The 24,118-nt window shown below is 67.6% G+C and carries 24 protein-coding genes, 1 tRNA gene, 1 pseudogene and 1 riboswitch; of the genes and pseudogenes, 18 read left to right on the forward strand and 8 right to left on the reverse strand.

The features are described 5' to 3' along the window. Positions 1-115: 115 nt before the first annotated feature. The 10 genes from topA to ACYVN4_RS17040 all read left to right on the forward strand — a co-directional run bounded on the left by topA (position 116) and on the right by ACYVN4_RS17040 (position 11,952). Positions 116-2,992, forward strand: a complete 2,877-nt coding sequence (gene topA / locus ACYVN4_RS16995) for a type I DNA topoisomerase (protein ID WP_460722722.1) — start codon at positions 116-118, stop codon at positions 2,990-2,992. A 118-nt stretch (positions 2,993-3,110) separates the two neighbouring features. Further along, positions 3,111-3,617 carry a DinB family protein gene (locus tag ACYVN4_RS17000; protein ID WP_460722086.1) on the forward strand — a complete coding sequence of 169 codons (507 nt, stop codon included), beginning with the start codon at positions 3,111-3,113 and terminating at the stop codon, positions 3,615-3,617. 59 nt (positions 3,618-3,676) lie between these two features. Next, a complete protein-coding gene (locus ACYVN4_RS17005) occupies positions 3,677-4,891 on the forward strand; it encodes a DNA polymerase III subunit delta' (RefSeq protein ID WP_460722724.1) in 1,215 nt (404 codons plus the stop codon). Positions 4,892-4,975: 84 nt separating this feature from the next. After that, a tRNA-Thr gene (locus ACYVN4_RS17010) sits at positions 4,976-5,048 on the forward strand. Positions 5,049-5,219: 171 nt separating this feature from the next. Beyond that, entirely contained in the window at positions 5,220-6,287 is a 1,068-nt protein-coding gene (locus ACYVN4_RS17015; protein ID WP_460722088.1) for an ABC transporter substrate-binding protein, read from the forward strand. Next, a complete protein-coding gene (locus ACYVN4_RS17020) occupies positions 6,284-7,303 on the forward strand; it encodes an ABC transporter permease (RefSeq protein WP_460722090.1) in 1,020 nt (339 codons plus the stop codon). Before ACYVN4_RS17015 ends, ACYVN4_RS17020 begins: the two co-directional genes overlap by 4 nt. Continuing rightward, positions 7,297-8,139 carry an ABC transporter ATP-binding protein gene (locus tag ACYVN4_RS17025; RefSeq protein WP_460722092.1) on the forward strand — a complete coding sequence of 281 codons (843 nt, stop codon included), beginning with the start codon at positions 7,297-7,299 and terminating at the stop codon, positions 8,137-8,139. The genes ACYVN4_RS17020 and ACYVN4_RS17025 overlap by 7 nt, the downstream gene beginning before the upstream one ends. After that, the gene (locus tag ACYVN4_RS17030; RefSeq protein ID WP_460722094.1) at positions 8,136-9,566 is read left to right on the forward strand and encodes a PLP-dependent cysteine synthase family protein; all 1,431 of its coding nucleotides are present in this window, start codon (positions 8,136-8,138) and stop codon (positions 9,564-9,566) included. The genes ACYVN4_RS17025 and ACYVN4_RS17030 overlap by 4 nt, the downstream gene beginning before the upstream one ends. After that, on the forward strand, positions 9,563-10,258 hold the full coding sequence (locus ACYVN4_RS17035) for a YcnI family protein (protein ID WP_460722095.1): 696 nt from the start codon (positions 9,563-9,565) through the stop codon (positions 10,256-10,258). The genes ACYVN4_RS17030 and ACYVN4_RS17035 overlap by 4 nt, the downstream gene beginning before the upstream one ends. Beyond that, the gene (locus ACYVN4_RS17040; protein ID WP_460722097.1) at positions 10,255-11,952 is read left to right on the forward strand and encodes a copper resistance CopC/CopD family protein; all 1,698 of its coding nucleotides are present in this window, start codon (positions 10,255-10,257) and stop codon (positions 11,950-11,952) included. The genes ACYVN4_RS17035 and ACYVN4_RS17040 overlap by 4 nt, the downstream gene beginning before the upstream one ends. A 3-nt stretch (positions 11,953-11,955) precedes the next feature. Here the strand turns inward: ACYVN4_RS17040 and ACYVN4_RS17045 are convergent, their stop codons facing one another. Together ACYVN4_RS17045 and ACYVN4_RS17050 are read right to left on the reverse strand one after the other, a co-directional pair. Then, positions 11,956-13,020 (reverse strand): NAD(P)H-dependent amine dehydrogenase family protein, encoded by a 1,065-nt coding sequence (locus ACYVN4_RS17045; RefSeq protein WP_460722099.1) that lies wholly within the window; start codon positions 13,018-13,020, stop codon positions 11,956-11,958. A gap of 25 nt (positions 13,021-13,045) precedes the next feature. Then, positions 13,046-13,837 carry an SDR family oxidoreductase gene (locus ACYVN4_RS17050; RefSeq protein ID WP_460722101.1) on the reverse strand — a complete coding sequence of 264 codons (792 nt, stop codon included), beginning with the start codon at positions 13,835-13,837 and terminating at the stop codon, positions 13,046-13,048. A gap of 132 nt (positions 13,838-13,969) precedes the next feature. Here ACYVN4_RS17050 and ACYVN4_RS17055 point away from each other — a divergent pair, with 132 nt between their 5' ends. Genes ACYVN4_RS17055 through ACYVN4_RS17065 form a run of 3 tightly spaced genes read left to right on the forward strand, consistent with a single transcriptional unit; the run spans position 13,970 to position 15,279 of the window. Continuing rightward, the gene (locus tag ACYVN4_RS17055) at positions 13,970-14,596 is read left to right on the forward strand and encodes a TetR family transcriptional regulator (protein ID WP_460722103.1); all 627 of its coding nucleotides are present in this window, start codon (positions 13,970-13,972) and stop codon (positions 14,594-14,596) included. Positions 14,597-14,622: 26 nt separating this feature from the next. Further along, positions 14,623-15,072, forward strand: coding sequence for a DUF2752 domain-containing protein (locus tag ACYVN4_RS17060; protein WP_460722105.1), 450 nt, complete (start codon positions 14,623-14,625; stop codon positions 15,070-15,072). Between the two features lie 18 nt (positions 15,073-15,090). Next, positions 15,091-15,279, forward strand: coding sequence for a hypothetical protein (locus ACYVN4_RS17065; protein WP_460722107.1), 189 nt, complete (start codon positions 15,091-15,093; stop codon positions 15,277-15,279). 1 nt (position 15,280) lies between these two features. Here the strand turns inward: ACYVN4_RS17065 and ACYVN4_RS17070 are convergent, their stop codons facing one another. Together ACYVN4_RS17070 and ACYVN4_RS17075 are read right to left on the reverse strand one after the other, a co-directional pair. After that, a complete protein-coding gene (locus ACYVN4_RS17070; RefSeq protein WP_460722109.1) occupies positions 15,281-16,594 on the reverse strand; it encodes an aminotransferase class V-fold PLP-dependent enzyme in 1,314 nt (437 codons plus the stop codon). A gap of 54 nt (positions 16,595-16,648) precedes the next feature. Then, positions 16,649-16,762, reverse strand: a riboswitch (SAM riboswitch). A gap of 64 nt (positions 16,763-16,826) precedes the next feature. Beyond that, a complete protein-coding gene (locus ACYVN4_RS17075; RefSeq protein WP_460722111.1) occupies positions 16,827-17,675 on the reverse strand; it encodes an SAM-dependent methyltransferase in 849 nt (282 codons plus the stop codon). A gap of 97 nt (positions 17,676-17,772) precedes the next feature. On the opposite strand from ACYVN4_RS17075, the gene ACYVN4_RS17080 reads away from it, so the two are divergent. From ACYVN4_RS17080 to ACYVN4_RS17090, 3 genes are all read left to right on the forward strand, one after another. After that, positions 17,773-18,216, forward strand: a complete 444-nt coding sequence (locus ACYVN4_RS17080; RefSeq protein ID WP_460722113.1) for a MarR family winged helix-turn-helix transcriptional regulator — start codon at positions 17,773-17,775, stop codon at positions 18,214-18,216. A 162-nt stretch (positions 18,217-18,378) separates the two neighbouring features. Continuing rightward, positions 18,379-19,038 (forward strand): biliverdin-producing heme oxygenase, encoded by a 660-nt coding sequence (locus ACYVN4_RS17085; protein WP_460722115.1) that lies wholly within the window; start codon positions 18,379-18,381, stop codon positions 19,036-19,038. Positions 19,039-19,172: 134 nt separating this feature from the next. After that, on the forward strand, positions 19,173-19,805 hold the full coding sequence (locus ACYVN4_RS17090) for a LysE family translocator (protein WP_460722117.1): 633 nt from the start codon (positions 19,173-19,175) through the stop codon (positions 19,803-19,805). Positions 19,806-19,809: 4 nt separating this feature from the next. On the opposite strand, the gene ACYVN4_RS17095 is transcribed toward ACYVN4_RS17090, so the two are convergent. The 3 genes from ACYVN4_RS17095 to ACYVN4_RS17105 all read right to left on the reverse strand — a co-directional run bounded on the left by ACYVN4_RS17095 (position 19,810) and on the right by ACYVN4_RS17105 (position 21,254). Beyond that, positions 19,810-20,358: a flavin reductase family protein gene (locus ACYVN4_RS17095; RefSeq protein ID WP_460722119.1), complete on the reverse strand. Its 549-nt coding sequence runs from the start codon at positions 20,356-20,358 to the stop codon at positions 19,810-19,812. A 67-nt stretch (positions 20,359-20,425) separates the two neighbouring features. Further along, positions 20,426-20,899 carry a YbaK/EbsC family protein gene (locus tag ACYVN4_RS17100; protein WP_460722121.1) on the reverse strand — a complete coding sequence of 158 codons (474 nt, stop codon included), beginning with the start codon at positions 20,897-20,899 and terminating at the stop codon, positions 20,426-20,428. 40 nt (positions 20,900-20,939) lie between these two features. Then, on the reverse strand, positions 20,940-21,254 hold the full coding sequence (locus tag ACYVN4_RS17105) for a 2-oxo-4-hydroxy-4-carboxy-5-ureidoimidazoline decarboxylase (protein ID WP_460722123.1): 315 nt from the start codon (positions 21,252-21,254) through the stop codon (positions 20,940-20,942). 151 nt (positions 21,255-21,405) lie between these two features. On the opposite strand from ACYVN4_RS17105, the gene ACYVN4_RS17110 reads away from it, so the two are divergent. Together ACYVN4_RS17110 and ACYVN4_RS17115 are read left to right on the forward strand one after the other, a co-directional pair. After that, on the forward strand, positions 21,406-22,227 hold the full coding sequence (locus ACYVN4_RS17110) for a crotonase/enoyl-CoA hydratase family protein (RefSeq protein ID WP_460722125.1): 822 nt from the start codon (positions 21,406-21,408) through the stop codon (positions 22,225-22,227). Positions 22,228-22,306: 79 nt separating this feature from the next. Continuing rightward, positions 22,307-23,371, forward strand: a pseudogene (locus ACYVN4_RS17115) (MFS transporter); the annotation flags it as partial. A gap of 214 nt (positions 23,372-23,585) precedes the next feature. On the opposite strand, the gene ppa reads toward ACYVN4_RS17115, so the two are convergent. Further along, a complete protein-coding gene (gene ppa / locus ACYVN4_RS17120) occupies positions 23,586-24,077 on the reverse strand; it encodes an inorganic diphosphatase (RefSeq protein ID WP_379354692.1) in 492 nt (163 codons plus the stop codon). Between the last annotated feature and the right edge of the window lie 41 nt (positions 24,078-24,118).

Here is a 24,118-nt window from a genome sequence, read left to right on the forward strand (position 1 = left end):
CCAGAGCCGACGCGGATCGAGACGAAAGGTGTGTTCGCCGGTGGCAACACGAGACCGCGGTGCAGCGCCGAACCCTGAGGCAGCGCCCGACCAGGGCCGTTCCCTGCGTCGTCTCGTGATTGTGGAGTCGCCGACGAAGGCCAAGAAGATCGCTCCCTACCTCGGCCGCGGTTACGTGGTGGAGGCTTCGGTCGGTCATATTCGGGACCTGCCGCGTGGCGCGGCGGATGTGCCCGCCAAATACAAAGGACAGCAGTGGGCTCGGCTCGGCGTTGACGTCGATCACGATTTCGAGGCCATCTATGTGGTCAGCCCCGATAAGAAGGGGAAGGTCAGTGAGCTGAAGAGCCTGCTGGCCGACGCCGACGAGCTCTATCTCGCCACCGACCCCGACCGCGAGGGCGAGGCGATCGCCTGGCATCTGCTCGAGACACTCAAGCCCAAGGTGCCGGTGCGGCGCATGGTGTTCCACGAGATCACCGAGTCGGCCATTCAGGCCGCCGCCCGCGACACCCGTGAGCTGGACAAGGACCTGGTCGACGCGCAGGAGACGCGGCGCATCCTGGACCGGCTCTACGGCTACGAAGTGTCGCCGGTGCTGTGGAAGAAGGTCATGCCGCGCTTGTCGGCGGGCCGGGTGCAGTCGGTGGCGACGCGAGTCATCGTGCAGCGCGAGCGGGAGCGCATGGCGTTCCGGTCCGCGGAGTACTGGGATATCGCGGCCAAGCTGGATGCGGGCGGGGACGAGACCGGCGGGAATCCGCGGGTCTTCGGTGCTCGTTTGGTCACCGTCCAGGGCTCGCGCGTGGCGACCGGTCGTGACTTCGGATCCGACGGGCAGCTGAAGTCGCAGGGCGTAGTCGTGCTCGATGCCGGATATGCGCAGCGTTTGGCCGAGGGACTGCACGGGGCCGATTTCACCGTCAGCTCGGTGGAATCCAAGCCGTACACCCGAAAGCCGTACGCGCCGTTCATGACTTCGACGCTGCAGCAGGAGGCCGCGCGCAAGCTGCGCTTCACCTCCGAGCGCACCATGCGGGTGGCGCAGCGGTTGTACGAAAACGGCTACATCACTTATATGCGTACGGACTCGACGACCCTGTCGGAGTCGGCGATTCAGGCGGCGCGTTCGCAGGCCACGCAGTTGTACGGCGCGGAGTATGTGAGTCCCACACCGCGGCAGTACACCCGCAAGGTCAAGAATGCGCAGGAGGCGCACGAGGCGATTCGTCCCGCCGGTGACGTCTTCGCCACGCCGGGACAGCTGCACAACAAGGTCGATACCGACGAATTCCGTCTGTATGAACTGATCTGGCAGCGTACGGTCGCCTCGCAGATGCAGGACGCGCGCGGCACCACGATGACGGTGCGGATTACCGGTAACGCGAATTCCGGTGAGGAGTGCGTGTTTTCGGCTTCGGGCCGGACGATCACGTTCGCCGGCTTCCTCAAGGCGTATGTGGAGAGTGTCGACGAGGAGGCGGGCGGCCAGTCCGACGACGCCGAATCGCGACTGCCCGCACTGACCGAGGGCCAGGGCGTGACCGCCATCGAGCTCGAGCCCGACGGGCACACCACCAATCCGCCCGCGCGTTTCACCGAAGCCTCGCTGATCAAGGCGCTGGAAGATCTCGGCATCGGCCGTCCTTCCACCTACTCCTCGATCATCAAGACGATTCTCGACCGCGGGTATGTGTACAAGCGCGGTAGCGCGCTGGTGCCGTCGTGGGTGGCGTTCGCGGTGATCGGGCTGCTGGAGGTGCACTTCGGGCGGCTGGTGGACTTCGACTTCACCGCGGCCATGGAAGACGATCTCGACGCCATCGCCGGTGGTCGGGAGCAGCGCGGAAACTGGTTGTCCTCCTTCTATTTCGGTGGCGATCACGGTGCCGAGGGTTCGGTTGCGCGCTCGGGCGGCCTGAAAAAGATGGTGGGCGAACGGCTCGACGGCATCGACGCGCGAGAAGTCAACTCCATCAAGCTTTTTGCCGATGAAGAGGGCCGCGACGTCGTGGTTCGGGTCGGCAAGTTCGGGCCTTACCTCGAGCGCATGATCGTCAATCCCGATGACCCGGACGGGGATCCGATCTCGCAGCGGGCCAATCTGCCCGATGATCTGCCGCCGGACGAACTGACGCCGGAGGTCGCGGAGAAGCTGTTCGCGACGCCGCAGGAAGGGCGTTCGCTGGGTGTCGATCCGGTGTCCGGGCACGAAATCGTCGCCAAGGAAGGGCGTTTCGGGCCGTACGTCACCGAGGTGCTGCCGGAACCGGCCGAGGATATCGACACCGGCGCGAAGAAGCCCGCCAAGAAGGCGGCCGACAAGCCGAAGCCGCGCACCGGGTCGCTGTTCAAGTCCATGAGCGTGGAGACGGTGACGCTGGAAGAGGCGTTGCAGCTGCTGTCGCTGCCGCGCGTGGTGGGTGCGGACCCGACCTCCGGGGACGAGATCACCGCGCAGAACGGGCGCTACGGGCCGTACCTCAAGAAGGGCACCGACTCGCGTTCGCTCACCGGCGAGGACCAGATCTTCTCGGTGACGTTGGAGGAGGCGCTCAAGATCTACGCCGAGCCCAAGCGGCGCGGTGGCCAGTCGGCGAGTGCGCCGCCGCTGCGCGAGCTGGGTGTGGACCCGGTGTCGGAGAAGCCGATGGTGATCAAGGACGGGCGGTTCGGTCCGTACGTCACCGACGGTGAGACCAATGCCAGCCTGCGCAAGGGTGACGAGGTCGAGTCGATCACGGATGCGCGGGCCTCGGAGCTGCTGGCGGATCGGCGGGCACGCGGCCCGGTGAAGAAGGCCGCGAAGAAGACGGCCAAGAAGGCTCCCGCGAAGAAGACCGCGGCCAAGAAGACCGCGGTGGCCAAGACCGTCGTCAAGAAGGCTGCCGCGAAGAAGGCGGCGGCGAAGACGGCCGACGGTGTGACCACCAAGAAGGCTGCGGCTGCCAAGAAAGCTCCGGCGAAGAAGACCGCCGCGGCGCAGTCCTGATCGGATTCGATGCGAACGCTCCCGCTCCGGCGGGAGCGTTTTCGCTTTTCACCGGCTTTTCTGTCGGTGTCCTGCCGTAGCGTGTAACCCGTAACACGCACCAGCGGAAGGACATTCGATGACCGTCGACCATGAGCGTGAAGAACTGATCAAGATTCTCGACAGCCAGCGGGAGTTGTTTCGGATCCCGGTCCGGAACATCGACGACACGCAGGCGCGCCAGCGCACCACGGTCAGTGAACTCACCCTCGGCGGTCTGCTCAGCCACGTGGTGAATGTGGAGAAGCATTGGACGACGATCCTCGTCGAGCGCGATCCGAACTCCGAATTCGATGTCTCCCGAATGGATTCCGAGTACCGGCTGGATCCGGAACAGACCGTGGCGGGGCTGCTGGCCGAGTGGGACGTGGTCGCCGAGCAGACGGCGAAGCTGATTCGTGAGCTACCCAACCTCGAGGATTCGGTGCCGACGCCGACCGCACCGTGGGCGCCCGACCGCGTGCACCTGACCGTGCGCTACATCCTGCTGCACATTCTGCGGGAGACCGCGCACCATGCCGGGCACGCCGACATCATTCGGGAAGCCTTGGACGGGGCCAACTCCACCTATCAGCGGGCCAACTGACAGTAGCGCCGACTGACCGTCGGCCGAGGCTGTCGGGGGTGGCGGCTAAGGTGGTCGACGTGGCGGGTGTCTTCGATCGGCTGGTCGGCCAGGATGCGGTCGAGTCCGCGCTGACGGCTGCGGCGGTGGCGGCGCGAGATGGCGCCGGATCGTCGTCGGCCATGACGCATTCGTGGTTGTTCACCGGGCCGCCCGGATCGGGCCGTTCGGTGGCGGCGCTGTGTTTTGCGGCCGCCCTGCAGTGCACCGATCCGGGTACGCCCGGGTGCGGGCGCTGTCACGCGTGCACGACCACCATGGCCGGGACGCACGGTGACGTGCGGCGGGTGGTGCCGGAGGGATTGAGCATCGGCACCAAGGAGATGCGCGAGATCGTGCAGGTGGCCTCGCGCCGTCCCAGTACCGGGCGCTGGCAGGTGGTCGTCGTCGAGGATGCCGACCGGTTGACCGAGGCCGCCGGAAACGTACTGCTCAAGGTGGTGGAGGAGCCGCCGGCGCGGACGGTGTTCCTGCTCTGCGCGCCCTCGGTGGATCCGGAGGATATTTCGGTGACACTGCGATCCCGTTGTCGCCATGTGCATTTGGCGACACCGTCGGTGGCCTCGATCGCGCAGGTGCTCCGCGAGCGGCACGGGCTCGACGAGCGGACCGCCGGGTGGGCGGCGTCGGTGAGCGGCGGGCATGTGGGCCGGGCGCGGTGGCTGGCCACCGATGAGCAGGCCCGGTCCCGGCGCAAGAAGGCGTTGCAGCTGGTCGTGGCCACTGCGCGACCCGCGGCGGCGTACCAGGCGGCCGACGACCTGGTGAAGTCCGCCGACGACGAGGCCAAGCAGGTCAGCGCCGAACGGGACGAGAAGGAACGCGACGAGCTGGCCACCGCGCTGGGCGCGGGCGGCACCGGCAAGGGCGCGGCCTCGGCCACCCGCGGATCCGCCGGTGCGCTGAAAGACCTGGAGAAACGCCAGAAGTCGCGGGCCACCCGGACCGGGCGCGACGCCCTGGACCGGGCCCTGATCGATGTCGCGGGCATGTACCGGGACGCGCTCGCGGTCCGCTTCGGCGCCGCCGCGGCGGATTCCTCCTCCGGTGTGGTGCTCACCCATCCCGATATGGCCGAGCAGATCCGCGAACTCGCCACCGACGTCCGCCCCGAGGGCCTGCTGCTCTCGATCCAGGCCGTCCTGGACTGCCGCGACGCCCTGGAAACCAACGTCAAGCCCCGCTTCGCCCTCGCCGCCATGGCCGCCGCCCTGATCGCGGCGCGTTCCGGCTGACCCTCCGGCGTGTCGCACATCACCCCGGGCACCCGTTTTCGCGATTCGGGCACGAGACGATAGACTCGCAGCGCCGGAAGGCACGCCGCCCTAGCTCAGTCGGTAGAGCGCTTCACTCGTAATGAAAAGGTCAGGGGTTCGATTCCCCTGGGCGGCTCGGATAAGAGGCGAGGACCATTGGTCCTCGCCTCTTTTTCGTTGGGGGGACTTGTGTTCGTGGTGAGGGGAAATCTGTTCGCCGGTGTGTCGCTTTGCGAGTCTGACGTCGAGGCGCTCGGGCACCGAATAACGGTGTGGGAGTGCGGCGCGACGATGGAGGGCTGCGGCGATGGCGGGCGAGAACGAGTTGGACGAGACCGAGGATCTGGGAGGGCCTGCGGAGCTGGAGGTTCCGGCGTTGTCGCGGCGGAAGTTGTTCGCGGGGGCCGGGATCGCGGCGGCAGTGGTGGCCGGGGGCGGGCTGGGGGCCTGGTTGACGACTCGGCGGACGCCGGGGTCGGGGCCGGTCAATCGGGCGTTGAAGATCGGGTTCGGCGGCGGGGTTTGTGAGGCGCCGCTGTTCGCGGCGCTGCATCAGGGGATTTTCGAGAAGCACGGGCTGAAGGTCGAGGTGGTCAAGACCGGGGCCGATGAGATCAAGGACGCGGTCGGCGCCGGGAAGCTGGATGCCGCGCCGGGGATCTTTTTCTCCTGGTTGAAGCCGATCGAGCAGGGGATCGACGCCAAGCTGGCGGCGGGGCTGCACGAGGGGTGCCTGCGGATCATCGTGGCGCCCGACAGTCCGATCAAGTCGGTGGCGGAGCTGCGGGGCAAGACCATCGGGGTGGGCGCGATCGGTGATTCGTCCATGTCGTTCTTCTCGCTGGATCTGCTCGACGCGGGGATCAATCCGAGCCAGGACGTCGAATGGCGGGTGTTCCCGGGCGATCAGCTGGGGGATGCGCTGGCGCGCGGTGAGATCCAGGCGGTCGCGGGGAGTGACCCGAACGCGTTGCTGCCGACCTTGAAGGGCAAGGCGCGGGAGCTCACCAATAATCAGCAGGGGGCGAACCGTCAGTTGTTCTGCTGCGCGACCGCTCTCAATGGCCGCCTGCTACGGGAGGATCCGGATACCGCGCGGGCGCTGGTCACGGCCTGGGCCGAGGGGAGTCGCTGGGTGGGCGCGAATCTGGGACAGACCGCGGCGCTCGAGGTGGACAACAAATATGTGGCGGCGGATCTGACGGTCGTGGAATCGACATTGAAGACCTACGGCTACAACCCGTCCGCGGTGCAGTTCAAGCCGGAGATCACGCCGGGCATCGAGAAGTTCGCCAAGACGGGGTATCTGGATCGGAAGACCGATGCGCGGGTGTTGGCCGACAAGGTGTTCGCCGATCTGGGGTTGACGTGGTGACGACCGCTCCGGCGGCGGAAGACATTGCTACCGAATCGAAGACGGTCGCGGCGGTGGTGAACGCGGTGCGGTATCCGCCGACGCTGGGGTTGGTGTCGGCGTGGTCGTTGTGGGTGTTGACCGCGGGGGCGACGCTGGCCGTACCGGATCGCCTGACCGTGGCCGGGCCGAGAGCGGTCGGAATACTGTTCGCCGCCATCGCTTTCGGGCTGACGGTCTGGGCAGTGGCGGCCTATCGCAGTCGCGCGGCGACCGTGCGATTGCGGTATTGGACCCCGTGGATCGGGGTGCTGGCCGCGTGGATGCTGGTGTGGGAGTTCAGCACCGCCAAGACCGGCTGGCTGGAACCGCCGCACTTCGCATCACCGCAGCAGATGCTGCAGGTGTTCCGGGAGGACGGCGGGCTGCTGCTGTCGTGCACCTGGCATTCACTGTTGCTGCTGCTGACGGGGTTCGCGATCGGTGCGGTGGGCGGGCTGCTCACCGGGATCGCGACCGGGTGGGCGCAAAGTGTCGCGTACTGGACGCATCCGATTCTGCTGACGCTCGGTCCGGTGCCGCCCGCGACGATTCTGCCGGTGGTGTTCATCCTGTTCCCGAGCACCTATCTGGGCAGCGTGTTCATGGTGGCGCTGGGTGTGTGGTTCCCGGTGTCGTTCCTGACCCGGGTGGGTGTGTCGGGGGTGGCGCGCGGGTATTTCGATGTGGCGCAGACGCTGGGCGCGTCGAATCGCTTCCTGATCTGGCGGGTCGCGGTGCCGGGTGCGCTGCCGAGCATTTTCACCGGGCTGTTCATGGGCTTGTGCGCATCGTTGACGGCGCTGGCGGTGGCGGAATTGCTCGGGGTGAAGAACGGGCTCGGCTGGTACATCCAGTGGACGAAGGGGTGGGCGGCGTATCCGCGGATGTACGCCGCGATCGTGATCATGATCGTGGTGTGCTGCACCGCGATCAGCGGACTGCTGCGGGTGCGCAATCGCGTGCTGGCCTGGCAGAAGGATTTGGTGCGATGGTGAGCGACGGGATCACGATCGAGATCGACGGTGTGTCGCACCAGTTCTCGGTGGACGGGGCGCGCAAGCGTGGTGTGCTCGATCGGGTGCTGGGGCGGCCCGCGCCGGTGCCGACGCGGGCGCAGGAATTGGGGCGGCTGCGGGTGCTGACCGATATCTCGCTGCGCATCGAACCGGGGCAGTTCGTGGCATTGCTGGGGCCGTCCGGGTGCGGGAAGTCGACATTGCTGCGGTTGCTTGCCGGGTTGGACCGACCCTCGCGCGGCACCTTGCGGGCCGACGGGGAGCTGATCACGGCACCGGATCCGCACCGCGCGTTGATGTTTCAAGATCCGACGTTGTATCCGTGGCGGACCGTCGAACAGAATGTGGCGCTGGGACCGCAGGCACGAGGCACTCTCGCCGCCGAGCGTGACCGGGTGACCGAGGCGCTGGAACTGGTTGGCCTGGAAAGTTTCCGGGATTCCTACCCGGCCCAGCTGTCCGGTGGCATGGCACAACGGGTGGCATTGGCGCGGGCTCTGGTGAATCGGCCGCGGCTGTTTCTGCTCGACGAACCGCTCGGCAAGCTCGACGCGCTCACCCGCGCCACGTTGCAGGGTGAGATAGCACGGCTGTGGGAGCGGGACCGATTCACCGCGGTGCTGGTCACCCATGATGTGGACGAGGCGCTGCGACTGGCAGACCGGGTGGTGGTGTTCACGCCGCGGCCCGGAAAAGTGGTGCGGGACTTGGCGATCGAGCTACCCCGCCCGCGTGATCACGATGACCCCGAGTATCTACGACTGCGCCGAGAGCTCTTCACCGCGCTCGGCGAGACAGGCAGGGCTGCCGCATGACCGGTGTTTCCACGCACGCCACCGAGGTTTCCGCCAAGGCTCTCGGCGTGTTCGACTCCGTCGCCGAGGCCATCGGGCATACGCCTCTGGTGCGACTGAACCGGGTGGTCGACGATATCGCGGCCACGGTGTACGTGAAGCTGGAGTACCTCAATCCCGGTGGGAGCGTGAAGGATCGGGCTGCACTCGGGATGCTGCTGGCCGCCGAGCGGGCCGGGGAACTGCGGCCCGGCGGGACCGTGGTCGAGGCCAGTTCCGGGAACACCGGGCTCGGATTGGCGGCGCTGGCGGCGGCACGCGGGTATCGGACCGTGGTGGTGGTGCCCGATCGGGTGAGCGCGGAGAAGAAGGCATTGCTGCGGGCGCACGGGGCGGAGGTGCACGAGACGCCGGGGCTGCGGCCGGTCGATCATCCGGAGCATCTGCGGTCGGTCGCATTGCGGCTGACCTCGGAGATTCCCGGGGCGTGGTTCGCCGGGCAGTACGACAATCCGGCTAATCCGGAAGCGCACCGGACCACCACCGGGCCCGAGATCTGGGGGCAGACCGCCGGGCGCGTCACGCATTTCGTGGCGGGCGTGGGGACCGGTGGAACCATCACCGGGACCGGTGAATACCTGAAGGAGGCGTCCGGCGGGACCGTGCGGGTGATCGGGGCCGATCCGCTGACCTCCGTGTACGGCGGTGGGGACGGGCGGATCTGGTACGTCGAAGCGGTCGGGCATTTCCTGCATCCGGAGACGGCGGCCGACGAGTGGCCGGAGTCGTATCACACGGAGGTGGTGGACGGGATCGAGCGGATTCCCGATGCCGAGGCCATTCGGGTGCTGCATCGGGTGGCGCGGGAAGAAGGGCTGCTGCTGGGCGGATCGTCGGGGACGGCCATCGCGGCGGCGCTGCGGACGGCGCGGACGTTGGGGCCCGAGGATGTCGTGGTGGTCGTCGCGCCGGATTCGGGGCGGGCGTATCTGTCGAAGTACTACAACGACGAATGGCTGGGGAGCCTGGGATTTCCGCTCACCACGGCGGTGGACGGGCCGACGGTCGGTGACGTGCTGAGCGAACTCGATCGGGCTGCTGACCTGGTGGCGGTGCCGTCGGGCGCGACGGTCGCCGAAGCGCGCGACCTGCTGGGAAGCGGCACAGCCCTGCCGGTCGTGCTGCAGCGCAAGGTATCCGGGCCGACCGTGGTGGCCGAGATTCTCGGATCGGTGACGGCCGAAGGGCTCGCTGCCGCAGTTGCCACCGATCCGGTGAGTGCACATCTCGGCGCGCCGCTGCCGTTCACCGGCACCAGCGAGCCGTTGTCGCAGGCACTCACTCGTCTTGCCGGGCATACGGGACCGGTTGTCATCGCCCACGAAGGGCGAGCCATTGCGGTGGTCGCGGGGCTCACCGAATCCACAGAACAGGAAGAAACACAGTGACATTCGCACGTTGGATCGCCGGCACGGTGCTGGTGGCGGGGTTCGGACTAGCAGGGGCCGGGACCGCCGCCGCGCACGTCGGGGTCAGCGCATCCGACGCCGAGCCCGGTGGGTTCGCGGTGGTCACGGTACGGGTGCCGACCGAGTCGGCGACGGCGGGCACGGTCAAGCTGGAAATCACGCTGCCGCAGGATCATCCGCTGGCCGTGGTGCGCAACGAGGCCGTCGCCGGATGGGATGTGACGCAGAAACGCACAACCCTGGGGACACCTGTGGATAACGGGCACGGCGGCAAAGTCAGCGACTACGTCTCCAGCGTCATCTTCACCGCGAAGGACGGTGTCTCGATCCGGCCCGGCGAGTTCGGAGAGTTCAAACTCCAGGTCGGCCCGCTGCCGCACGTGAGCGAACTGGCCTTCCCTGCGATCCAGACCTACAGCGACGGGTCGGTGGTGTCGTGGATCGAGCGGTCCTCCGACGGCACCACACCCGACAAGCCCGCGCCCGTACTGAAACTGTCCGGCGGGCACGACGACACCCATGAACACCCGGCCGCCGCGCCGGAGGAGTCGGTGGCGCACCGGGATTCGCGGACCGCCCGGCGACTCGCGGTGGCTGCGTTGGTCGTCGCCATCGGCGCACTCGCCCTGTCCACCGCGCCGAAACTCGGACGTCTCCGCATCAAACGGTGAGAACGCTTCTACAAGCGGCGGTCGCGCTGTCGCTCGCGATCGGACTGATATTTCTCGGTACCGCAACGGCTTCCGCGCACGCGGTGCTGGTGAGCAGTGACCCCGGCTACGGGGCGATGGTGGACCACGCGCCCGCGCAGGTGTCGATCACCTTCGACGAACCGGTGACGGCGGCACAGAACGCGGTCACCGTCACCGACCGCGACGGCACCCGAGCCGACGGCGGCGCGATGACAACCTCGGACGGCGGCCGCACAGTGGTGGTGCCACTGCGCTCGGGCCTGCCCAACGACACCTACCTGCTCGGCTGGTCCCTACTGTCGGCCGACGGCCACGTGGTCGCGGGCTCGATCGTCTTCGGGATCGGCATCCCACCCGACCTCACGGTGACAGTCGCCCCACCCGATCCCCTGATCGCCGCACTCGACGTCATCGTGCGACTGCTGACCGCTTTCGGCTACCTGGGAATCGCACTGGTCATCGGCATCCCGGTGGCAGTCCGGCTGACCTGGAAGGAAGCCGGACCAACCCGCGCGATCACCCAGCTGATCCGCATCGGCGCGACCACCACCGCGGTCACCGCCCTGGCGACCTTCGCACTCATCCCCGGTCGGCTCGGGGGCGCGGCGGGCTGGGGAGAGCCACGCACGTGGATACAGTCGTCGACGTCTTTGGTCGGCGCTGCCCTCCTGGCCAAGGCAGTGGGCGCGATAACACTCTTCTACACGACGACCGCGTCGAAGAGGCACGCCGGTACGGAGGGCGGGAAGGCCGCTCCCGCCTTGGCGAGAGGGCTCCTCGAGCAGGGTGCCGGATCGATCGCGGTGGTAGCGGGAAGCGTTGTCGTGCTGGCCGAAGCCGTGGGTGGCCACGCCGTGGCGGGTGAGTATCGCTGGGCGGCGGTGGTTTCGACGGTGCTGCACGTGGTTGCTATGGCGGTGTGGGTCGGCGGGGTGGTTGTGGTGGCGCTGGCCTGGCGGACCTCGCGGCGGGCCGAGGTGGTGGGTCGGTTCGCGCCCGTGGCGGCCGCGGCTGTCGGCCTGCTGGTGGTCAGTGGCGTGTTCCAGGCATGGCGGGCGGTGAGTCCGGTTGCGGCGCTGTGGAGTACATCGTGGGGGCAGCTGCTGCTGGTGAAAGTGGTGCTGGTGGCGGTCGCATTGGGCGCGGCTTCGGTGGCGCGGTGGGGTGGAGCAAACGGCTCGAGTTCCTTAGGGGCCAGGCCGTTTCGCGGCCGGGGCGCCGCCGAAGGCGGGAGCGCGCGGCGGGTGGTCCGGTTCGAGCTCGGGGTGCAGATCGCGGTGCTGGTGGTGACTGCGGTGCTGACCGGGGTTGCGCCGGCTCGGGATACGTATGATCCGCCGCTCGCGGTCGATGTGCAGGTCGGGCCATTGCGGGCCGAGGTGCGGGTCGATGGGACGCATGCCGGGCGACAGGAATTTACTGTGCGGCTGCGGGATTCGACAGGGGTGCCGACCGGGGCTTTGGAGGTGACCGGGCGACTCGAGCGGGCCGGAGGTGGGGTGGGGCCGGTCGAGGTGGTGTTTCGGCGGGTGGAACCCGTTGAGATCGGGCCGGATTACTTTGTGTCGCGGGCGGTTCGGGTGCCGGTGGCGGGGGAGTGGAGGTTGCGGCTGACCGTGGTGGCGGATCGGGTTAGTGGATACGCCGCCACGGTGCCTTATCGGGTGTGGTGAGGGTTAGGAGACCAGGCCGCGGCCGGTGGTGAGGGGGAGGTCGGTGGCGGTGAGGAGGCCGGGGCGGGCTGCGATGACGGCGGGGACGGCGCTGACCAGGCGGGCGGCGGTGCCGACGATGCCTGCTTCGGCGTGGTCGCCGTTGCTGTAGAGCTGGAGGTCCAGGATGTAGTCGGGTTCGCCCTGGACTTCCACTCGGTAGCAGCCCTTTCCGGCCGGTTGGGGCCAGTCGGGGGCGAGGTCGGGGTGCAGGCGGGTGGTGTGTTCGAGGGTGAGGATTTCGCGGCCCTTGCTGATGCCGTGCACCTGGAAGCGGAGGGCGGCGGCGGTGCCTGCCGCGACTGTGCGGCCGCCCACCTTCAGGTCTTCGGTGGCGGGGAGGCGCTCGAAATGCTGGGTGACGGTGTCGAGTTCGATATCGAGGGCGGCGGCGAGCTGGCGGATGACGCTGCCCCACGCGAGGGTGAGGATGGTCGGCTGCAACAGCAGCGGCAGTTCGTCGAGGGCGCTGCCGAAGCCCATGATGTCGAAGAGCACCTTGGGGTTGTCGTAGGTGGAGTAGTCCATCACCTCCGAGCAGATGATCTTGTCGATGCGCTCGGAACCGCTGGTCAGCAGCAGCGGCAGCCAGTCGTTGGCCCAACCGGGGTCGATGCCGTTGACCCACAGGGACGCTCCGCCCTCGTTGGCCGCCTCGATGATCGGGGCGATGGCCTCGTCGGGGAGGGTGCCGTAGGGAAACTGCAGGAAGACGGGGCTGCTGGAGACGACATTGATGCCCGCCCGCAGGAAGGTCTTCAGATCCTCCACGGCCTCCATGAGCCGGTCGTCGGCCATGGCGGTGTGGACGATGCAGTCGGGCTTCAACGCCAGCAGCGCCTCGGCATCCTGGGTTGCGGTGACGCCGATCTCGCGGTCGAGACCGGCCAGCTCACCCGCGTCCTTACCGGCCTTGCCGGGCCCGGAGACCCAGACGCCGACCAGCTCGAGTTCGGGGCGGGCGATGATGGAACGCAGGGTGCGCCGGCCGACATTGCCGGTGCTCCACTGGACTACGCGATATGTCATGGGAGAACTCCTGGGGCGCAATCGATTACTGCAGGTCCGGGATGGGAAGGTCCAGGTTGGGCGCGGCGATGCCGCCGTCGACCTCGATCACCTTGCCGGTGACGTAGCCGCCCGCCCGCGAGCTCAGGTAGACGATGGCGGCGGCGATCTCCCACGGCTCACCGAGGCGATGCAGCGGCGTGGCATCCTCCATCTGCTTCTTGATCTCCGGCTGCTGCGCAACGACTTCCAGCGCCGAGGTGAGCACCGAGCCGACCGCGATGGCATTCACGCGGATGCGCGGGGACAGGTCGGCGGCGGCCAGCCGGGTCCAGTGCGCGAGCGCGGCCTTGGCGGTGCCGTAGGCCAGGAAGCCGCGGCCCGGGGAGCGGCCCATCATCGAGGAGATATTGACGACCGAGCCCCCGTCGTTCTTCAGCATGTGCGGCACCGCGGCCTGGGTGAGGGCGTGCGCGGTGGAGACATTGAAACGGAATGCCTCTTCGAGGAATTCGGGGGTGGTGGTGAGGAAGGTGTTCGGCATGGTGCCGCCGACATTGTTGACCACGATGTCGAGGCGGCCGAGCTCGGCGGCGGCGGTCTCGGCCAGCGCGGTGACGGCGGAGAGGTCCGACAGGTCCGCGGGGACGGTGACGACCTTGCGGTCCAGGGCGCGGATCTGATCCGCCACCTCGTCGAGTTGGGAGGCGGTGCGGGCCGAGATGGCCACGTCCGCACCGGCTTCGGCGAGGGCCAGGGCGGTGGCGGCGCCGATGCCGCGGCCCGCGCCGGTGACGACGGCGACGCGGCCGTCCAGTCGGAAGGTGTCCAGGATCATCGCGAATTCAGTCCTTCTGGGGTGACGACAGTCACAAGCAGCTTTAAGGATATGTTCTTAACCGTCAAGGATGAATTCTTTATTCGCTGGTGAACGGCTATCGTGCAGACTGTGGCAGTGAGGGAGTTACCGGTGACCGGGGCGCGCGAGCGCATCATTCTCGCGGCGGAGCAACTGATCGCCGAGCGCGGACAGGCGGTGCCGCTGCGCGATATCGCGGCGGCGGCGGAGCAGCGCAACAATTCCGCCATCCAGTACCACTTCGGATCCCGCGACGGGCTCATCCTGGCCGTGGTCGAATACCGGCTCGCCACCCTCGAAGTGCGGCGCCTGGAACTGCTCGCCGAACAGGCCGGGGTAGGTGCGACCGGCGTCCACGACCTGCTCGAAGCCCTCGTCATTCCCATGCTGGAACTGAGCGACCGGCACGGAATCCACCACTACGCGCGGTTTCTCGAACAGATCCACACCCACCCGGCGGTCACCGACGCGGCCAATCTGGACTCCGCGCGCCGCACCTCGGTCCGGGTGATCATGCGGCAGCTCGAAGGGCAGCTCACCGAACTGCCGAAACCCTTGCGGCTGCGGCGATTACGGGCCCTGCCCACCATTTTGTTTGCGTTGCTCGCCGACCACGAGCGGGCGGTCGAGGCCGGGCGGGTGGTGGCGGGCGACGTGACCGCCTGGGGCGAGATCGTCGACATGCTCGCGGGCGTGCTGACCGCCCCGGTCGTGGAACGGGCGCCGATCGCGAAATGATCCGGTGGCCGCTACCGTTGGTGGTCGTGGATACCACGGCAGCAGTGACCCCATCGCCCGCGCGCTCGCGATGGCTCGGCCTCGGGGCGCCGCTCTTGGCGGGCGGGGCCGTGGCCGGGGGGCTGGCGCTACTGCATTTCCGGGATCCGCATGTGAGCGGGGCCTACGGGTACTGCCCCTTCTATGAACTGACCGGGTGGTGGTGTCCCGGGTGCGGCGGTCTGCGTGGCTTGCACAACCTCACCGAGGGACACGTGCTCGATGCCATTCACAGCAATCTCCTGTTGCTGCCGCTGACAGTGGGATTCACGGCGTGGTGGGTGACCTGGCTGATGGCCGGGTGGCGGGGGAAGCCGATGCCGCCGCGGCTACCGCAGGTGCTGCCGAAACCGGCGCTGTGGGTGGCACTGGCATTTCTGATCGTCTTCACCGTTGTGCGGAACACGCCGTGGGGAAGCTGGATCGCACCCGTTTAGTCGGGGCATGCTCTGCATATGAGCGATTCGCTGCGGGAACGGGTGCGGGAGAAGCTGGTCCGGCAGCTCGCCGAGGACGGGCCGACGGATTCGGAACAGGACGACGCCCGGCAGCTCTCGGTCCGTGAGGACCTCGAACTGCTGGACGCCGTGAGCGATGACGATCCGGTCATCGAAGACCTCGCGGCCCGCTATCTGGTGCCGTAGTTCAGAAGCCGCAGGGAGCCGCGCCGTCGGCGGAGCTGCCGAACGGGCGGGTTTCAGGGACCGGGTTCCAATGGCCTTCGGTGCGGCCGTAATTCCAGGACGGGCCGTTTTCCACCAGGGTGGAGATGGCGTCGATCAGGCGGTCCACATCGGCGGCGGTGGTGCCGAGGCCGATGCTGGCACGCAGGGCGGCGTCCACGCCGAGGCGGGCCAGCAGCGGATGCGCGCAGAAGCGGCCGTCGCGGACGCCGATGCCGTGCTCGGCCGACAGGTAGGCGGCCACCTGGCCCGGCTCGAAGCCGTCGACCGTGAAGGCGACGATGCCGACGGCGTCGGTGCTGTCGCGCCAGATGCGCAGGAAGTTCACGCCCGGAACGGTTTTCAGGCCGTAGCGCAGGCGATGCGTGAGGTACTGCTCGTGTTCGACGACGGTCGTCTCGTCCAGGTCGGCGAGGGCGTCGCAGGCGGCGGCCAGGGCGGCCACGCCCAGCACGTTCGGCGAACCGGCCTCGTGCCGCTGCGGGGCCGGAGCCCACTCGACACCGTCGGTGGTCACCGAGCGCACCGCGCCGCCGCCCGCCAGGTACGGCTCGGCCTTGTCCAGCCAGTCGCGGCGGCCGACCAGCACGCCGGCGCCGAAGGGGGCGTACGCCTTGTGGCCGGAGAAGGCCAGGTAGTCGATGCCGGTCGTTCGCAGATCGATGCGGCGGTGCGGGGCCAGCTGCGCCGCGTCCACCAGGATGCGGGTGCCGCACTGGTGGGCGATCCAGGCCAGCCGCTCCAGCGGCAGCAATTCGCCGGTCACATTCGAGGCGCCGGTAACCGCCAGCAGCGCAGCGGGTTTCGAGCACAGCTCGGCGACGACGCGCTGGATGGTCTCCTCGATGGTGTCGGCGACGGCCACCACGCGGCGGCCGTGCCGGGTCCAGGGCAGGAAGTTGGCGTGGTGTTCGACATCCAGCACCACGGTGTCGCCGGGCACACAGGAGGCCAGCAGGTTCAGCGAGTCGGTGGTGTTGCGGGTGAAGACGACGACCTGGTCGTCGGCCGCGTTCAGGAAGCGGGCGACCGAGCCGCGGGCCGACTCGTAGCAGTCGGTGGAGACCCGCGAGGCGTAGCCCGCGCCGCGGTGCACGCTGGCGTAGAACGGCAGCAGCTCGGCGACGCGATCGGTGACCTGCTGCAACGCGGGGGCGCTGGCGGCGTAGTCGAAATTGGCGTAGCCGATGGTGCCGCCCTGCACGAGCGGCACCTGGAGATCACAGCCGGACACGGTGGCGAGGGGGGCACAGGTCTGGTCGGCGAATGCGGTCATCACGAAATCCCATCGGATTCATGGACACACGATCGATGAAACGAAGTGATCGAGAGTCCGCGCTTGCCGCGCCCGGTCGGGCGGCGGCCCGGTCGTCACCTGGAGCACCCCACCGCGGAGGAGGGTTGCCGACCAGCTAGCCAGGGCTTAGTGCTGGTACTCATGACCTGATTGGAGACACTGGCAGATCGTTCGCGGGGTTGTCAACCCCTCCCGGTCGGGACGTCCGCCGTCAGGATTTGCGAGCCGACACGCACCGCTCGAGGTCGGGCACGCGGATCTCCCGTCCGATCGGGGCGAGATATCTCGCGGTGTGCTCTGGTCCGCCCGCCTGCTCGACCTCATGCCACCCGTACTCGGCCAACAGCGTCGAGACCTGATCGGGTTGCAGCCCGAAATGCCAGAGCGGCTGTCGCGCAACGAATCTGCGATAGGTGGGAGCGCAGTCCTGAAGGTCGGTGCCGTCGAGAAAGTCCTGCCGGACATAGCTGAAGATGAGCTGACTGCCGGGTGTGGCCGCTGTGAGGGCCGAAAGAGTCGCGCGCACAGCGGGTTCGGTCAGATACTGCGTGACGCCCTCCCAGAGGAAGAGGGTCCGCGCGTCGAATCGGTATCCGCGCTCGGCCAATACGGTGGCGAGGTCCTCGGTCTCGAAGTCGATCGGCACCTGGGTCACGCTGTCGGGCAGCGCGATTCGCTTGCGCTTCGCGGCGATATTGATCGGCAGATCTACCTCGAAGGCGGGAACTCCGGTGGGCGCGGCCAATCGGAGCGCCTTCGTGTCGAGTCCCGCGCCGAGCACCACGACCGCCTCGATGCCATCGGCGATCGCGGCCGCGGTCCGGTCATCGAAATACCTTTTGCGGCAGGCGAGGCTCTCCCACGCGCCGACGCCCTCGCGGTTCATGCCCGCGCGCAACAGGCGTCGACCGGCCGGGAGGCGGACCAGCGCCCGCAGGCCCGCGGGCAGCATGTGCAGGGCGAGTTCGTCTGTCAGGAAACGTTTTTCGGCGGGTTCGAGGTGCTCAGCCGCGGCGATGAGAATCGGGACCAGGGATGTGTCGGCGGCGGTGTTCGGCATGGTCGCGCTATCCTTTCCTGCACCGGTAAAGTATCTGAGTGGAGGAAGTAGTTGCATGGACGCAGATAAATCTAAGTCCTCCCACCCGCAACCGTCAATGGAGCGGCTCGAAGGGCCGTACCGCGAATACGTCACCGCGCAGGCCGTCATCGCCCAGGCGGCCGCATCCGCGCTCGGGTTGGGGGCCACCGACTTCTTCGCCTTGAACCTCATCGCGCTGGCCGGATCGCTGACCGCGGGCGAACTCGCGACGCGGACCGGACTCTCGACCGGTGCGGTCACTCGGCTCATCGACCGGCTGGAACAGGGCGGATTCGTCCGGCGGGTGCCGGATGCCACGGACCGTCGCAAGGTGCTAGTCGAGTCGATTCCGGATTCGGACGGCCGGATCGAGGCGGTGGTGGGCCCGCCGCGGGACCGGTTGGCGGAGATGTTCGCCGACTACGGGCCCGAGCAGCTCGAGGTGCTCTTCGACTACTTCACGCGGGCCACGATCGCGCTGCGGGAGGCCGCCCACGACATGCTCGACCGGCCCCGGTAGGTGTGACCGACGGCACGACCGTATCGAAAAAATCGTCCGAAAGTTGGAGTGGGTGGGCCGCAAAGTTCGAATCGCGAGATCGTTGCTGAAGCGTATGGTCGAAGGGAAGTTAGGGTAGCCAAAGTGGGGTGCCCCCGGAGTTGATCACGAGGAGCCTCGACCATGTTGGAGACCAGCACCCCGTTCTCGACGCTCATTCGCACCGCGACCGAGCAGCAGCACAACGAGGCGGAACACTCCACGTTCATGAGCGACCTGTTCGCCGGGCGGCTCGGGGTGGAGGCGTTCTACCGGTACACCTCGCAGCTCTGGTTCGTTTACGAAGCCCTCGAAAAGCATTCCGAGGCGCTGGCTTCCGATGCCGTCGCGGGTCCGTTCGTCAAGCCTGAACTGGCGCGGCTGGCTTCCATCGAGGCCGATCTGGCTCACCTGGGTGGCGCGAACTGGCGCGACGAACTGACCCCGCTGCCCTCCACCGCTGCCTACGCCGCCCGCATCGACGAGTGCGCGAGCGAGTGGCCCGCCGGGTACGTGGTGCACCACTACACCCGCTACCTGGGCGATCTTTCGGGCGGCCAGGTCATTCGCGACACCGCCGAGAAGCTGTGGAACCTGCCCAAGAAGGGCGATGGTGTGCGGTTCTACGTTTTCGACGGCATCACCAATCCGGCCGCGTTCAAGCGGGACTACCGCCAGGCGCTGGATCAGCTTCCTCTCGAAGGCGCCGAGGTCGAGCGCGTGCTCGACGAGGCGCGGTTGGCGTTCACCATGAACACCAACCTCTTCGGTGAACTGGGTGCGGAATTCAGCGCGCGGAACTGAGGACTCGCAACCAGCGAGGTCGTTGATCCTGTAATCCAGCAGGGTCGGCGGCCTCGTCTGCGGTCGGCCCCGTTCGTCGGGGGTGGGGTCGACGGCTCTTGTGCTCGGGCGGGCGGTGAGTTGCCATGGTGGGTATGAGTTTTCCGCTGTTGCTGAGTTTCGTCGGGTTGTGCGTGCTGCTGGCGCTCACGCCGGGGCCGGATACGTTTCTGGTGCTGCGCTTCTCGATGGCGGGATCGCGACCGGGGATCGCGGCGGCGGTGGGGTCGGCGTTCGGGGGCATCGTCTGGGCGACCGTGGTGGCGGCGGGGGTCGCGGCGCTGCTGGAACAGTCGGCCACCGCGTATCGCACGCTGAAGGTGATCGGCGGGATCTACCTGGTGTACCTGGGGGTTCGGGCCTTGCTCGCGCATCGGCGCGGGCAGACCGCCGAGGAAGCGGATGGTCAGCTGCCGCAAGGGAAGCCGGTGACGATGCGCTCGGCGTTCGCTGCGGGATTGCTGTCGTGCATCTTCAATCCGAAGGTGGGGTTGTTCTATCTCGCGGTGCTGCCGCAGTTCCTGACCCACGTGACCTTCCTGAACACGCTCACCCTCGGGGCCATCGAATCCAGTGTCGCCGCAATCGAAATGATCCTGCTGGCGGTGGCGGCCGCGCGGGCGGTGGCATTGCTGAAACGGCCCAAGGTCCGGGCGGGGCTGGAACAGGCGAGTGCGGCGATTCTGGCGGCGCTGGGCCTGGGGACGGCGGCCTCGGCGGCGGCCTAGACGGTCAGTCGGCGATCTCGGCGCGATGGTAGACGCCGTTGTAGTACACCAGCGGCCCGACCGCGGGGGAGTCCTCGGTGTTGTCGTGCACCTGGGTGACCAGGCCGATGACCAGCGTGTGATCGCCGATCGGGAGCAGTTGATGCACGGTGGCGCGCACCCAGATCGGGGTGCCGTGCAGCACCGGCTCGCCGGTGGGCAGCGTCGTCCACAGCGATCGATCGGTGAAGCGGTCTTCGGCGGCGCGACTGAAACGCTGGGCCAGATGCTTCTGATGCTCGCCCAGGAAGTGCACGACCAAGGATTCCGCGCGCAGCATGGCCTCGATGCTGGACGACGTCTCGGCGATATTGAACGAGATGAGCGGCGGCTGCGCGGAGAGCGAGGCGAACGAGGTGGCAGTGAAACCGACCGGCCCGTTCTTGGAGTTCAGGGTGACGATGGTGACGCCCGCCGGATAGTGCCGCATCGCGGCGCGATACTGCTGCGCGGTAATGCCGCTCAGATCGTCGGGCACGTGTAGCTCGGTGCCGGGCGTCGGTGAATCACTCACGTCACGAACCTACGTGGTCGAGCGCCCGGTTATTCCACGCTGTAAGAAATCGCTCAACTGTTCACGCTCAATCCACGTCGATGGCCAGCCCCGCCGTGATCCGCACCAACTCCCCGAAGGTCGTGCGGAACACCGTGTTCGGATGCCCGCCCGCCGCCCACAGCTCCCGGTGCACCGCCAGCGCGTTGTCGACGAAGGTGGGCAGATTGGTGGGATGCCCGAGCGGGGCGACGCCGCCGATGGGCTGCCCGGTCACCTCGCGGACCATTGCCGCGGGTGCGCGCGTCAGCGTGCCCTCGAGTCGCTCCCCGGTGCGGTCGAGGTGCACCTGGTGCGAGCCGGAGACCAGCAGCAGGACGGGATCGTCGTCGAGCAGGAAGACCAGCGATTTGGTGATCGCCCCGACGGTCACGCCGAGCGCCTCGGCGGCTTCCTGCGCGGTATGGGTGGGACTGGGCTGAGTGATGATCACCCCGTGATGGCCGCGTGCGATCAAGGTGTCGGAAACCTTCGACGCGACGGGTGGCAGCGACCTGCGCATGGCAACCAGGGTAGAGCGATTGCGGTGGATGTGCCGGGGATCAGTAGTCGGGGTAGCCCTCCTCCGGTCCCAGCAGCTCGCGAATGCGGGCGCGCACGACCGGTCTCAGCTCGTCGATCGTGTGCTCCGAAACCTGCTCGTGCACACAGGAATCGAACACCCGATCCAGGTCCACTGCGGACAGCGCGTGCAGTTCCGCCGCGGCGGCGGTCTGCAATGCAGCGTGACCTGGATAGGGCCGGCCGTCGGCGATCTTCTGTGCCCAGGTGACATTGCAGCAGCATTCGTACAGGGCGTGGATGGCGCGGGCGCGCGAGAGGGAATTGAACCGGTCCAGGCCGATTCCGTGATGCATCAACATCATGCCTCACAAACGGGAAGCGCTGATTGTGCGGACCCGCTAATCGTGCGGCCGCGGCGGTCCGGAAGGCAGTGGGACGCAGCAGATTTAGCACAGGATTTACACCGGACCGCCGGGCCTCCCACACCCCCGATACGCTGGACCGATGACCGAATGGAAGGCTTTCGTCGTCGAAAGCAAGGACCACATCGCCCAGGTGACACTCACCGGTCCCGGCAAGGGCAATGCCATGGGCCCCGACTTCTGGCGCGAGCTGCCGATCATCTTCGGCGAACTCGACGCCGACCCCGAGGTCCGGGCCATCGTGCTCACCGGATCCGGCAAGCACTTCTCCTACGGCCTGGACCTGCCGGCCATGAGCCCGCTGTTCGGTCCGCTGCTGGCCGACAAGGCCCTGGCCGCGCCGCGCACCGACTTCCTCAAGCACGTGCGCAGCATGCAGGACTCGGTCACCGCGGTCGCCGACTGCACCAAGCCGGTCATCGCCGCCATCTCGGGCTGGTGCATCGGTGGTGGGCTCGACCTGATCGCGGCCGCCGACATCCGGCTGGCCAGCGCCGACGCCAAGTTCAGCCTGCGCGAGGCGAAGGTCGCCATCGTCGCCGACATCGGCTCGCTGCACCGGCTGCCGGGCATCATCGGCGAGGGGCACCTGCGCGAACTCGCCTACACCGGCAAGGACATCGACGCGGCGCGTGCGGAGAAGATCGGGCTGATCAACGACGTCTTCGACGATCAGGACGCCGTGCTGGACGCCGCCCACGCGCTGGCCCGCGAGATCGCGGTCAACCCGCCGCTGGTCGTGCAGGGCATCAAGGACGTGCTGGACCAGCCCAAGCGCGGCAAGGTCGCCGACGGGCTGCGGTACGTGTCGGTGTGGAACTCCGCGTTCCTGCCGTCGGAGGACCTGACCGAGGCGATCCAGGCCGTCTTCGAGAAGCGCGACCCCGACTTCAAGGGCAAGTAGCCCTTCGGGTTTCGAGTAAAAAAAGATCACGGACCTCCGGTTACCGCCCTATCGTTGGGCGGACACCGGAGGTTTGACCATGGCTACATCCGAGGTGAGCGAGTCGACCGGCGAGGGCGACTTCACCCATCGGCAGATAGTGGTGATTCTCAGCGGATTGCTGTTGGGGGTCTTGCTGGCGGCGCTCGACCAGACCATTGTTGCGACAGCCATTCGCACCATTGCCGATGACCTCCACGGATATTCGCTCCAGGTGTGGGCGACCACCGCATATCTGATCACCGCCACGCTGGCCACGCCGCTGTACGGCAAACTCTCGGATATATACGGGCGCAAGCCCTTCTACCTGGCGTCGATCACGATCTTCGTGACGGGATCGCTGCTGTGCACCTTCGCGCAATCCATGGACGAACTCGCGGCGTTCCGCGCCCTGCAGGGCTTGGGCGCGGGTGGGCTGGTTTCATTGGCGCTCACCATCGTCGGCGATATCGTCGGCCCACGCGAAGGATCCAGGTACCAGGGCTATTTGCTGGCTGTGTTCGTCACTTCCAGCGTGATCGGGCCGGTGCTGGGCGGTCTGTTCGCCGGGCAGCAGAGCATTCTCGGGATCGCGGGGTGGCGGTGGGTGTTCCTGGTGAATGTGCCCATCGGACTGTTCGCACTGTTCGTGGTGAGACGGGTGCTGCAACTACCGCCACGCGTGAAATCCCGTGACCGCGTGGACTATTGGGGCGCGCTGGCGCTGATCGTCGCCATGAGTCCGCTGCTGATCGTGGCCCAGCAGGGCCGCGAATGGGGGTGGACCAGTGCGAAAGCGCTGCTCTGCCACGGCATCGGCGTGCTCGGGGTGATCGGCTTCGGGCTGGTCGAGGCCGCGCTGGGGGATGCGGCGCTGGTGCCGCTGCGCATCTTCCGCAATCGCACCTTCGCGCTGGGCGTGGTCATCTCGTTCGTGGTCGGCGCGGGCAGCTCCGGTGGAATCCTGCTGCTGCCACAGTATTTGCAGGCCGATCGCGGCACGACGCCGATGGCCGGCGGCCTGCAGATGATTCCCATGGTGCTGGGCATGATGATCGGCTCGGTGGTGTCGGGCCAATTGATCTCGCGCACCGGGCATTACCGGATCGATCCTGCTCGATCGACTCGGGCCGAATATCCGTAACCACCCGGTCAAGGTCGGTTTCGCGGAATCACTGTCCACCGTCTTCCTGACCACCTCGTCGGTCACTCTGGTGGCGTTCGTGCTGGTCCTGTTCTGGCGCGAGGTGCCGCTGCGCACCACCGCCGGACTCACCAGCGCGGAGGGGTAAAGCGAAGGGGCGACACGGAATCCGTGCCGCCCCTCGACCATCGGTGGCCTAGTGGCCGCCCTGCTCCTTCAAGCGGGCGTACGCCTCGTCGACCAGCTTCTCCGCCTTCGCGCGGTTCTCCCAGCCCTCGACCTTGACCCACTTGCCGGGCTCCAGGTCCTTGTAGCGCTCGAAGAAGTGCGCGATCTCCTTGCGCTGGAACTCCGGGATGTCCTCGACGTCCTGGATGTGATCCCAGCGCTTGTCCTTGTTCGGGACCGCGACCAGCTTCTCGTCGGTGCCGGCCTCGTCGCTCATGATCAGCACGCCGACCGGGCGGGCCTCGACCAGGACGCCCGGGTACACGGGCTCGGGCAGCAGCACCATGCAGTCCAACGGGTCGCCGTCGCCGCCGAGGGTGTTCTCGATGTAGCCGTAGTCGGCCGGGTACATCATCGGCGTGTAGAGGTAGCGGTCCAGACGCACCCGCCCGGTCTCGTGATCGACCTCGTACTTGTTGCGCTGACCCCGGGGGATCTCGATGGTGACGTCGAACTCCACGTCATCTCCTTCTGTGGGCGGTAGGGCTGCCGACTCGCCAG

It is taken from the genome of Nocardia heshunensis (assembly GCF_054782115.1).